Origin of the sequence: Micromonospora phytophila, assembly GCF_023656545.1 — a bacterium.
GTDB lineage: Bacteria > Actinomycetota > Actinomycetes > Mycobacteriales > Micromonosporaceae > Micromonospora > Micromonospora phytophila.
The window spans coordinates 71687-82841 of the sequence record NZ_JAMOKF010000003.1 but is presented as its reverse complement, the minus strand read 5'-3'; the positions used below and the strand labels follow the sequence as shown (position 1 = coordinate 82841).

The following is an 11155-nucleotide window of genomic DNA, read 5'->3' as shown; positions in this document are numbered from 1 at the left end:
TCTCGTGCTCGCCGCCCTCGGCGTTGGCCCCGACGTGCTCGCCCCCGGCGCCTGCGTCGCCTCGCTGGGCCGGGCTCGGATGCTGGTCCCGGTTGCCACGCCCGAAGCCGTCGCAGCTCTCGCCCCCGACCTCAACCGGCTCCGCGCGGCCTGCGACCAGCTCGGGTTACTCGGCTGCTACGTCCACTCGGCGCCGACGAGCTCCGGCCGCGTCATGGCACGTATGTTCGCCCCCTCGATCGGCGTCCCCGAGGACATCGCCAACGCCAACAGCACCGCCTGCCTCGCCGCCCACCTAGCCGACCGCGGCGTCACCGACCTCAGCGTCGACATGGGCGACGCTCTCGGCAACCCCGCCACCATCACCGCCTCCACCCGCCAGAGCCCGACCGGTCCGAGGATTCTGGTAGGCGGCGCTGCGACGATAACCCGCACCGGCACCCTCTGAGCCGGCCAGCCCGGCCGCGAGCCGCGGCTTCTCCGCCACTGCCGGCCGCTGGTCGCAACGCCCACACATCGGCTACTTGTTGACCTTTCTCCATGACCGCCGCCTGGTGAGGCTCGGTCAGACGCTCGGCCCACCGCTCTCGCATCGGCTGCCCACGCTGGTCGTTCGGCTCTCATTTGGCCCGCGCGCGCCGGGCGTCGCCTTAGGCGGCAGAGGCTCGAGAGCGCCTCTGTGTGTCATCAAGTGATGATCAAGAGGGATGTTCTAGGCTGGGGTGTGGCGGGTCCGGGAAGTGACTTTTCCGAAGTGTCGATCTCGGGGTTCAGGTCGGCCGCGCTGGATTTTAGAGTCGCCCCCGTGTGTCCTCCCGGACCCGTCCTGACCGGCTTCGCGTCGGCGAGCATCTGCCGATAGGCGATGTCGGACAGCCGCCGCTTCAGTGCCCGTAGGGCTTCCATCGGGGTTTTGCCCGCGGTTAGTCTGCGCCGGTAGTAGCGGCGGCCTTCGGTGTCATGGCGCAGTTTGACGATGGCCGTGATGTGCAGCGCGCGGTTGATGCGCCGGTTCCCGGCTCTGGAGAGGCGGTGCCGGTTCTGGTCGCCGGACGAGGCGTCGATCGGTGCGGTGCCGTTTCACGAGGCGAAGTGGGCGCGGCTGGTGAACCGGGCGATGTCGCTGATGTCGCCCGGTCAGGCGGGCGGCGCCGGACGGTCCGATGTCGGTCAGGTCCATCAGCCGGCTTCCGGTGCTGTTGACCAGGTCGGTGAGTTCCTGTTTCGCGGTTTTGATTTTCTTGTCGATGACGACGAGTTCGCCGATCAGCTCGGAGGCCAGCCGGCGGCGGGTCTTGCCGACCACGTCGCGTGGGCGCACGGTGCCCAGCAGGGCGCGGGCCTGCTGGGCGGACAGGTCCTTTTTCGCGCCGCCGGGCACCAGTTCGAGTAGCAGGTGGTGCGGCCGGGAGACCACGTCGGTGCGGGCGCGGCCGAGTTGGTCACGGCGGTCGACGAGCAGCCGTAACGCGACCGTGGTGTCGTCGGTGACGACCTGTCGCAGGCCTTCGGTGCGCAGGGCGACCACGGCGACGCTGCGGGCGTCGACCGGGTCGGTCGTGCGGCCCTGGCCGGTGGCGAACACGCGGGCGCGGGCGGACAGCTTCGCGGGCACGTCCACGACTGTCTCGCCGTCGGCGACCAGGCGTTGAGCGACGTGCCGGCCGATGCCGTTGCAGCCCTCGACCGCCCACAGGCGGTCCTTGTGCTTGCGGCCGGCGGCGAGCATGGCCTGGTAGCCGTCGCGGTCGGTGCCGAACCGGCCCTGCCCGAGCGCCTTCTCCCGCGAACCTGCGGTGGGCAGCCGCGATGAGAGCGACCCCACCGGTCACCTCGACCAAGCCTGGCCTGGCTGCGGTCGTAGCACCAGTCAATAGGTAGCCCGCGATCAGCAAGGACGCCCTGAAGAAGATCAGCGGAGAAGTCCGCTCCTGGCGGCTTCACATGCGGACGCACTTGACCTTCACTGAACTCGCGCAACGGACCAACCCGGTCGTGCGCGGCTGGCTGCAGTACTACGGGGCCTTCTACCGCTCCGCGCTGTTTCCCCTCCTGCGACGCATCAACGCCTACCTGGTGCGACGGATCCGCAAGAAGTTCAAACGGCTCCAGAAGTTTCAAGAAGGCCCACGAGCGCTGGCAACGCATCACCCGCCAGCACCCCAGGCTCTTCGCTCACTGGACATGGACACCGACGTTCTGGTGACCAGGATGACAAGAGCCGTGTAACGAGAGATCGTTACGCACGGTCCTGTGGGAGCCGGAGGGTGAGACTCCCTCCGGCCACCCGACCCTTAGCCTGATCATCACCGGGAGATGGCCGCCCGGTGCTTGGAATCTCGAATCACCCAGCTCGATCACCAGAGCCGCTCCGCGTCTATCAGGCGTGGATGGCAGCGTGAGTTGTCGTGCGCCTGAGTTGTCGCGTCAGGAGACAACAGTTATTGGCGCCGCGACCTGGGCAGGAGGCGGCCCGCCGGGCCCGTGTGGAAAGGCCATCCTGGCCGGCCCGTGGGCCGCCCCCTCACGGCATTTCGCTTCGATCGGCAATCGCGCACGCAATTCGTTGCTGCGCGAAGTAACCGACTAGCTAGTCAAGCTAATGAAATCGGCGACAACCTGGGCGAACTCAGCCGCCTGGTCCTCTTGAACGAAGTGGGCGGCGTCAGCGATGGCGGTGTGGGGCTGGCCTTGAGCGCCCGGGATACGCCCACTCAGGGACGTATGGTCACCCCGGGTGACATGGTCCTCGGCGCTGAATGCGCATAGGAACGGCGTCTGGAGACTTTCCAGCACCTTCCAGGCAGCTCTGATCGCTGGGTTCGCCTCGTCGTTTTCCGTGATGGGGATGATCGCGGCGAACCGGCGGACACCATGCAGGTACCTGTCGTCAGGGTAGGGCGCGTTGTAGGCGGCCTGCACAGCGGGATCGAGATGGGTGAGGGAGAAGCCATCGACAATCTGTCCTGGCTCGAGCTGTTTGGTCCGTTGGGTGAACTGCACCCACTTCGCGAGATGCTCCCAGCCCGGGCCGAGATCCCCGCCCCCTTCCCTCAGTCCGGTGTTCGAGGCGACAACGCGCCGGAAACGGTCCGGATGCTGCGCCAATAGAAGCAGCCCCACCATGCCGCCCCAGTCATGGCACACCATAGTTACATCACGCAGGTCAAGGCGATCGAACACGGCTTCGCGCAGCCACTCCACGTGACTCTGCCAGGTGTACGCGAAACGGTCCACGACCTTGTCGGACTTGCCGAATCCGACAAGGTCCGGGGCTACACAGCGGTGTCCCGCCGCCACCAGGGGCGGGATGACGTGCCGGTAGAGATAGCTCCAGGAAGGATTGCCGTGCAACAGCAGGACAGTCTCCCCGGACGCCTTCGCCGGATCACGCGGCCGTTCGTCGAGGTAGTGCATCCGCAGTTCGGCACCGGAACCATCGCCGAGCTTGATCCGGGCGTAATTCGGCTTGAACGGATAATCCGGCAGATGAGCGAACCGCTCATCCGGCGTGCGCAACGCCTTTGGATCATCAGCCAGTGCCGACCCGCTCGTCGGCGCAGCGCCTGCGGGAGTCGTCACATTCACGGCGGGCCCGAGCAGGGCGCCGCCCGTCAGCGCTGCGGCGCCAGCAAGAAACCTTCGCCGGTCTCGCGCATCACCTTTTCCTGAATCCGGCCCGCCGTGATCAGGAGCGCCACCGAGAGCGAACGCAGTACTGGCTGGTGTTTTGTCGATCATGGTATTCCTCGCTTTCTTGGGTGAGTCTCGTCCCATCACCGTCACGGCCGAGATGGTGCACCCTGCGGCCGCCATCACCGCCGACCGGGCGTGGGAGTCTGGCTTAATGGAGGTGATCGCGGAGGACCCGCGCTGCCGTCCGCACTAGACGGTCGCTCCGTGACGATCACCGCCGCCACCAGCGTCACCCCTGCATGCCAGTGACGTGGGTGGTCGGGAGGCTCTGGGTCGCTTACAACTCGGCGAGGACGACGTCGAGCTCAGCCAATGCGGTGACTGCCTTCGCCAGGCTCATTTCCGCGCAGAACCTGACCACATCGCGAACCTCGTCCCTGGTGGCGCCCGCGTCCAGCGCGAGTCGTGTGTGCCGCCGGAACGAATGTCCGAGGGTCTGTTGGCTCACGTCGGTGGTCAGCGCTATGAAGGCACGTTCGCGTCGGCTCAATCGCTCCTCAGACCAGGCACGGTGGGTGCGTGAGGCGAGGAACTCCACCATCCACGGATCGGTCGCGTGGAGGCTCTCGATGGGTTTCCCGTCACCGGGTTCCACCGTCAGCGTCTCGTCTGCCGTCGTGTCCATGCCGATGCTGGTCGCGACCTCTTTCAGTCGCGCCAGGGCATCGGCCGCAGCCGGGTAGCCGGCGTACGGCGCGACGAACCTGATCAAGGCGAGCAGGTCGGCGTACGGGATGCCGTGCATGTTCGCGGCCGTGACATGCAGCTCGAACGCCAGGCCCATTTGGAGTCGACAGACATCGTTAGTGAGGTTCTGCAACAGCTTTTCCCGGATGCTCGTCCCGGTCAGCTGATAGGTGAGGCCACCCGTTTCCAGCGCCATGCGCTCGAACTCGGGATCGACGTCGGCGAGCGGGCTGCTGGGCAGCTCTACCATGGTCAATCCAATCCTTCGGTAGGTGCGAGAAGGGTCGCCCTGCGTCGAGCCGCGTGACCCTGGTGGTGGCGCCAAGCGCGCTCCGACCCGGCGACCGGCCGTCAGTCGTCGGCGGACTAGGAGAATGTCTTATTTGGATGATCGTTTAGCTCCGGCATGATCTGCTTCCGTGGACCAAGCCATGATCCGTACTTGGCGCCGGATGATCTGTGGGAGATCGCGGCGCCGTTGATCCCGTCCGCGCCGGTTCGTCGGCAGGGTGGTGGTCGGCGGCGGGTGGACGACCGGGAGGCGACCCTGGACCGGCTCGGCAGTGACCGCCGGATCGACTGATCGCGGGCGGTGGTCGACTCGATCAGCGTGCGGGCGGGAAAGGGGGCGACATGACCGGGCCGAACCCGGTCAACTGCGGCAAACCGGGCAGTAAGGTCCATGTCGTCTGCGGCCGGGCCGGCTTGCCCCTGGCGTTGCTGGTCACCGCCGCGAACGTTCACGACAGCAGCCTGCTGTTGCCCGTGCTCGACAGCGTCCCGCGATCCGCACACCGGCCGGACGCCGCCGGTGGCGGCCGGACAAGCTGCACGCCGACAAGGCGTACGACACCCGCGAACTGCGCGCCGAGGCCCGCCAGCGAGGAATTACAGTCCGTATCGCCCCGCAAGGGCATCGAGTCCTCCCAGCGTCTGGGCCGTCACCGCTGGATCGTCGAGTCGTGCCTGTCCTGGCTCATGCGCCACCGGCGCCTTGTCCGCCGTTACGACCGCAAAGGCGACCACTACGAGGCCTTCGCCACCATCGCCAGCACCCTGATCTGCTACCGCCGCCTCACCAACAGCCTAAGCGGATGGCCGCACCGAGGGCAGCAGCTTTTCGCTGGCGCGGTGGATCGCGACTTCGCCCGTGAACGTCTCGATCTCCTCGACGTTGAACTCGGCGAGGCTCCTGCGGATTGCCGCAGCCCCCTGCTGAGCCCGCTCGAGATACTCCTCGGAGTCGAACACCGTGATGGTCAGCAGAGTGTCCGTGCCGGTGCGTACGGCCTGGTAGCTCACGATTCCCGCCGGCACCTCAACCGGCGCTCCGATGTCCGAGGGTGCTCCTGCGGAAAGTTGCGCCGCGAACTGCTGATCGACCTTGCGCATCAGGTCGTCCATCGAGCCGCTCATCTTGTATCGACGAATCATCACGTGCATCGCTTCCACCTCCTAGACTCGAGGCGTGGTCACGCCGTGTGGCCAACGCCTGTTTGCCAACGAGCGTATTCCAACGAGCGTTGGCAATCAAGGTGACCGCCATCTCTCCGGGGCTCCGCGCCGCCGTCGGGCGCGGCGTTGACCAGTGATGCCCCGGCACACGGGGCCCGTCACGTACCCCCGTCGCTGATCAGGCTCCGGCGAGCGGCCCTCGTGCCATTCCGGCTGGTTGTTAGAGGGCGTCCGATTCACGTATTTTGCGAGTGATTGCTGCCTTCAGTCGTCTCGCCAGGCTGGGGTGGTTTCGTTGGTGACGCGTTTGGTAAGGCTGTCGAACTTGGCGATTTGGATCATGCTGGCGGAGTTGTCGGGTAGGGCTTCGTAGTCACGGGCCAGGCGCCGGTGCAGCATGATCCAGCCGAGGGTGCGTTCGATGACCCATCGGCGTTTGACCACCGAGAACCCTTTGATGTGCGGGTCTTTTGGCGACGACCTCGACGTCGATGCCGAGGGTGGCGCCGTGTTCGATCACCCTGTTCTTGAAGCCGGCGTCGACCCAGGTCTCGGCCGGGGCGGGGTGGGCGGCTTCGGCTTGTTCCAGCAGGTTGATGCCTATGGTGTTGCCGCTGGCGCTGGCGGCGGTGACGATGACCGCGAGCAGCAGGCCGAGAGTGTCGGTGACGATGCCGCGTTTGCGTCCGACGATCTTCTTGCCGGCGTCGATGCCCTGGCTGGCCAGTGGTGGTTGGTGGAGGTCTTCACGCTCTGGGTGTCGATGACGCAGGCCGACGGCTGCGTGGCGCGTCCGGCCTTGGCGAGGGCCAGGCCGGTGAGTCGTAGTTGAGCTGGGTGAAGATGCCGTCGGCGGTCCAGGCGGTGAAGTAGCCGTAGACGGTCTGCCAGGACGGGAAGTCGTGGGGCAGGTAGCGCCAGGCGATGCCGGTGCGGTTGACGTAGAGGATGGCGTTGAAGATCTCCCGCAGGTCGTGGGTGGCGGTACGTCCGCCGATCCCGGCGTCGGTGCGGGCCTGGCGCCAGGCGGTCAGCCGTGGTGCGATCAGCGCCCAGCGGGCGTCGGACAGGTCGGAGGGGTAGGCGGGTCGCTCGGCCATACGACACGTCTGCTGTGGACTAGATTGTGGATCGCAGTTGGGTCCGACGATTGCCGAACTTTCGAACCAGACACGATCTGCGGATCAAAGCAGGGCATCTCGCATCGGCATCAATCAGGTGAGCCTGGTCCCAGTGGTAATCATTCGACCCTGCCGACGCCTCACCGGCGACAGGCCCACGAAAGCAGCAATACGTAGTGGGGGTGATCAAAACGCCCAGTTAGGGCTCGTCCGGCTGGCCCTCGACCGTGCTGGTGGTGGCGTCGGCTGGTGTCTCACCGAAGGTATCCTGCCGGCGGCGCAGTCCGGCCGCCTCGAGGCGACGCCGCTGCAATAGGACGAGGGCGGCGCCCGCCGCGGCCGCCGCGGTGGTGACGAGGAAGGCGGTCCGGAAGTTCAGGTAGTCCGGTGACGGGCCGAGCGTGAGCGTCAGGACGGCCACCGTAAGGGCCCCCGATAGGTACTGGGATGTCGTCAGCAAGGCACCTGCCGTGCTCTGCTGCGCGGATGGCACGTCGCGGGTGCCGATGACGAACATCGCGGTATAAATGGCCCCGTGCCCAAATCCACTGAGGACCAGTCCGGGGAGCAAGTCGATGACGTATGAGTCCCCGTGCAGGGTGAGTGAGAGCCAGGCAAGGCCCAGGGTTGCGGTGGCGAACCCGCCGATGAGCACGGTGGCTGGGCCGAACCGTCCAATGGCGCGACCCGCGGTCGCGCTCCCCGCGGTGACCATGAGTGCCAGCGGGAGGAACGCGAGCCCTGCCCGCAAGGGCGTGTAGTCCTTCATATTTTGCAGGAGAAGGGTGAGCAGGTAGAACTCGGAACCGACGCTCGCCATGTACAGCGCGGTCGCCGCCGCTCCGGTACGCAGCGAGCCCGTGCGCCGGAGGACGGGCTGGATCAGGACGTTGCGAGAGGTCTTTTCGTTGCGGACGAATCCCAGGAACAGAGCCAGCGCGAGGCCGAGGCAGGCGACGGGCAATATAGAGTTCCCGCCCATTCCAGGGCTGAGGGTGAGTCCAAGGAGCAACGTGAGCGCGGTGCAGGTGCCGAGCACCGACGCGAGCGTCGGGATGCGGTCACCTGCAGCGCGGTCCCGGATTGTGCCGACCCAGACGGCCGCGCCCAACGCACACAGGAGCGTCAACGGGACGTTGATGACAAAGGTCAGCCGCCACGACGCTGTGGTGAGAAGGCCACCGAGAACGGCGCCGGCGGCGAGCCCTGACGCTCCAACTGAGCCCCAGACCGCCAGCGCCCTGTTCCGCGACGGCCCTGCGGGGAACGTCGTGCCGATAAGACCGAGGACAGCGGGCTGCAGAAGGGCCGCGGCCAGCCCTTGGGCGCTGCGGGCGATCAGCAGCAAGGTTCCGTCTTGCGCCGCACCGCCGATCGCGCTGGCCGCGCCGAATGCGATGGTCGCGACGATGAAGAGGCGCTTGGGTCCGACCCGGTCCGACAGGCGGCCGCCGACGATCAGAAATCCCGCGAAGAAGGCGGCGTAGGCGCTGATGACCCACTGGGCGAGCGCGGGTTCGAGGCGCAGGTCGCTCGCGATGTTGGGCAGGGCGATATAGATGATCGAGTAGTCGAGGGCGATCAGGAACTGTGCCACCGACAGCACAGCCAGAGTGGCAGATCGGCGTTCGGTCGTCATCGCAATGGTCGACGCGACCACCGCGCGCAGCTGAGCCTTCGCCGTCGGGGCAGCGGCGGGAACCGGTGAAGGCGCGCGCGATCTGGGAACTGTCACGAAGGCTATGCTCAAACATTGACATCAGTGTGAAGGACAGCGGTCGAGAGGTGCGTCACTGTGAGGATCGGCGAGCTGGCTGAACGAACAGGCGTGTCCGCTCGCCTGCTGCGCTACTACGAGCAGCAGGGATTGCTCTTTCCGGACCGAGCGGCGAACGGCTACCGGGACTACGGCGAGCCCCTGGTCGACCGCGTCATGCAGATCCGTGGATTGCTCGACGCAGGCCTGCCAACCAAGATCATCAAGGACGTTCTTCCATGCCTCGAAAACCCGTGCACAATCCACCTCTCGAACGCGCCCCCTGACCTGATAGCGACCCTCGAGCGTGAACGCGAGCAGATGGACTCGCGGATCCGCTGCCTCACCAGGAACCGGGACGCGATCAGCGCCTACCTCGACGCCGTCCGCCGTCGCTAGCTGTCTAATACTCCAGCCGGGGATGTTGACATTGGCTGCGGGAGGCTTTGGGCCGGAGCAGGTATGAGGGCAGCCACCGTCGATCATGGACGGTTGTGTGGACTGGCCATGACGCAGCGGTGGCCGCCGGATACAGGGTAGACGCGCAGCGGTGGCGGGGGTTGTTCGACGACCTGATGTTGACGGTCGGGCACCGCTTCCGCAGGCCGGAGCCTCGCCGCCGGGTGCGTGACTTCGTGCGGGGCTTGTTGGCGCCGTTGCCGGCGAAGAACTGCTGGACCATCGCGGAGCACGCCGGTGACGCCGGCCCGGACGGGATGCAGGACCTGCTGACCCGGGTGAAGTGGGACGACACCGCGGTCCGCGCCGACGTCCGCGCGTTCCGCTTCCTGCGGCTGCTGCGCAACATGCTGCAGGCCGGATACCTGGAGGACTGGACCTGGAACGCCACGCTCAGCGGCGCGCCGCAGGGCGGGGTCGCCTCCCCGATCTTGTCCAACATCTACCTGCACCGGCTGGACCGCTTCGTTGAGACGGTTCCGATTCCGCACTACACCCGAGGGAGACGACGGGCCCGGAACCCGGCCTACCTCCAAGTGGCCAACGAGCTGGCCAAGGCCCGCAGGCGCGGCGACCGCGCCCAAGCCAGGACGCTGCGCAAAGCGATGCTGGCCCTGCCCAGCTCGGACCCGAACGACCCGGGCTACCGCCGGCTGCGATACATCCGCTATGCCGACGACCACCTGCTCGGGTTCGCCGGACCCAAGGCCGAAGCCGAGGAAATCAAACAGCGGCTGACCCAGTTCCTGCGTGACGACCTCAAGCTGGAACTGAACCACGCCAAGATGCTGATCACCCACGCCCGCACCGGCGCGGCGAGATTCCCCGGCTACGACGTCACCGTCCAGCACAACGACCGCAAGCTGACCCGTGGCCGACGCAACGTCAACGGCCAGGTGGCTCTGCGGGTGCCCCGGTCGGTGATCCAGGCCAAATGCGCCCGATACCTCCAGCGCGGCCCCCCGCGCGCCGCACCCCGATCATCAACCGTGACGACTACACCATCGTCGCGACCTACGGGGCTGAGTATCGGGGCATCGTCCAGTACTACCTGCTCGCCGGAGACGTCCAACGACTTCACCGGCTGCGGTGGGTCATGCTGTCCTCGCTGCTACGGACCTTGGCCTCCAAGCACCACTCGACGCCGACGAGGATGGCCCGCAAACACCAGGCCAAAATCGTTACGCCGAGCGGGCCACGGGTCTGCTTCGAGGCGACCCTGCACCGCGAAGGCAGGAAACCACTGGTCGCCAGGTTCGGGCATCCCTCTACAGCGGCAGAAAACAGCGGTCATCGACGACCGCCAACCGGATGGGCTGCATCACCCTCGAAAAGAGCTGATCAACCGCCTGCTGAAACGGCGGTGCGAGCTCTGCGAGCAGACCGGACACATGAACGTGCACCACGTCCGCACCCCTCGCTGAGCTCGGCCCGCCCGGACCCACCCAGCCCGCATGGGCAGCCGTCATGGCCCGACGCAAACGCAAAGCCCTTGTCGTCTGCGACACCTGCCACGACCACATCCACGCAGGCCAACCCACCACACTCACGGCATAGGTCATTGGAGAGCCGGATGCGGGGAAACTCGCACGTCCGGTTCGGCGGGAGGCCGCGCGGAAGAGGACCCCACCCACGGGCACCTCGCCGCGCGGCCCACCCAACCCAAGCCGCGAAGACCGGACTCGGCCTGGACCAGCACCAACACCGCCGCTGGACCTCCTGGCACCGCTGGACCACCCTCGCGATCCTCGCCCACGCCTTCCTCGCCGCCGCGACCGCCGACCACCGCCACCGCTACGACCCGGCCGATCTGATCCCGCTGACCGTCAACGAGCTACGCCACCTATTCAACGTCCTGAACATCGAACCCACCCGCCGCCGCACCGAACCGCTGCTCTGGTCCATCCGTCGACGCCGCCACCAAGCCCGAGCCAAGACCAGCCACTACACCCGACAAGCACTCATCGAGCCATGATCACGA

Annotated in this window: 10 protein-coding genes and 4 pseudogenes; 7 read left to right on the top strand and 7 right to left on the bottom strand. The window is 66.8% G+C overall.

Features of this window, described 5'->3' with window-relative positions; translation table 11 throughout:
* On the top strand, window positions 1–448 hold a 448-nt coding region (locus tag NCC78_RS01230; protein ID WP_250791179.1), incomplete at its 5' end, for a PhzF family phenazine biosynthesis protein.
* Window positions 449–687: 239 nt separating this feature from the next.
* On the opposite strand, the gene NCC78_RS01225 is transcribed toward NCC78_RS01230, so the two are convergent.
* Window positions 688–1065, bottom strand: coding sequence for a transposase (locus NCC78_RS01225; RefSeq protein ID WP_250791183.1), 378 nt, complete (start codon window positions 1063–1065; stop codon window positions 688–690).
* Entirely contained in the window at window positions 959–1825 is an 867-nt protein-coding gene (locus NCC78_RS01220; protein WP_250791178.1) for an IS110 family transposase, read from the bottom strand. Before NCC78_RS01220 ends, NCC78_RS01225 begins: the two co-directional genes overlap by 107 nt.
* A 62-nt stretch (window positions 1826–1887) precedes the next feature.
* Here NCC78_RS01220 and NCC78_RS01215 point away from each other — a divergent pair, with 62 nt between their 5' ends.
* Window positions 1888–2229, top strand: a complete 342-nt coding sequence (locus NCC78_RS01215) for a group II intron maturase-specific domain-containing protein (RefSeq protein WP_308220844.1) — start codon at window positions 1888–1890, stop codon at window positions 2227–2229.
* 357 nt (window positions 2230–2586) lie between these two features.
* Here NCC78_RS01215 and NCC78_RS01210 read toward each other — a convergent pair whose 3' ends face one another.
* Entirely contained in the window at window positions 2587–3741 is a 1155-nt protein-coding gene (locus NCC78_RS01210) for a haloalkane dehalogenase (protein WP_250791176.1), read from the bottom strand.
* A 232-nt stretch (window positions 3742–3973) separates the two neighbouring features.
* Complete coding sequence (locus NCC78_RS01205) at window positions 3974–4633, bottom strand: carboxymuconolactone decarboxylase family protein (RefSeq protein WP_250791175.1); 660 nt, start codon at window positions 4631–4633, stop codon at window positions 3974–3976.
* A 156-nt stretch (window positions 4634–4789) separates the two neighbouring features.
* On the opposite strand from NCC78_RS01205, the pseudogene NCC78_RS01200 reads away from it, so the two are divergent.
* Window positions 4790–5454: pseudogene (locus NCC78_RS01200) on the top strand (IS5 family transposase); the annotation flags it as partial.
* Window positions 5455–5469: 15 nt separating this feature from the next.
* On the opposite strand, the gene NCC78_RS01195 reads toward NCC78_RS01200, so the two are convergent.
* The 3 genes and pseudogenes from NCC78_RS01195 to NCC78_RS01185 form a co-directional block, all read right to left on the bottom strand.
* Window positions 5470–5835 carry a hypothetical protein gene (locus NCC78_RS01195; protein ID WP_250791184.1) on the bottom strand — a complete coding sequence of 122 codons (366 nt, stop codon included), beginning with the start codon at window positions 5833–5835 and terminating at the stop codon, window positions 5470–5472.
* 267 nt (window positions 5836–6102) lie between these two features.
* Window positions 6103–6938: pseudogene (locus NCC78_RS01190) on the bottom strand (IS5 family transposase).
* Between the two features lie 220 nt (window positions 6939–7158).
* Window positions 7159–8619, bottom strand: coding sequence for an MFS transporter (locus tag NCC78_RS01185; RefSeq protein WP_250791174.1), 1461 nt, complete (start codon window positions 8617–8619; stop codon window positions 7159–7161).
* Between the two features lie 135 nt (window positions 8620–8754).
* Here NCC78_RS01185 and NCC78_RS01180 point away from each other — a divergent pair, with 135 nt between their 5' ends.
* The 4 genes and pseudogenes from NCC78_RS01180 (at window position 8755) to NCC78_RS01170 (ending at window position 11149) form a co-directional block, all read left to right on the top strand.
* A complete protein-coding gene (locus NCC78_RS01180) occupies window positions 8755–9114 on the top strand; it encodes a MerR family transcriptional regulator (RefSeq protein ID WP_250791173.1) in 360 nt (119 codons plus the stop codon).
* 176 nt (window positions 9115–9290) lie between these two features.
* Window positions 9291–9497, top strand: a pseudogene (locus NCC78_RS32335) (IS701 family transposase); the annotation flags it as partial.
* 1132 nt (window positions 9498–10629) lie between these two features.
* A pseudogene (locus NCC78_RS32325) lies at window positions 10630–10731 on the top strand (HNH endonuclease); the annotation flags it as partial.
* A gap of 16 nt (window positions 10732–10747) precedes the next feature.
* Complete coding sequence (locus tag NCC78_RS01170) at window positions 10748–11149, top strand: hypothetical protein (protein ID WP_443677192.1); 402 nt, start codon at window positions 10748–10750, stop codon at window positions 11147–11149.
* Window positions 11150–11155: the final 6 nt, after the last annotated feature.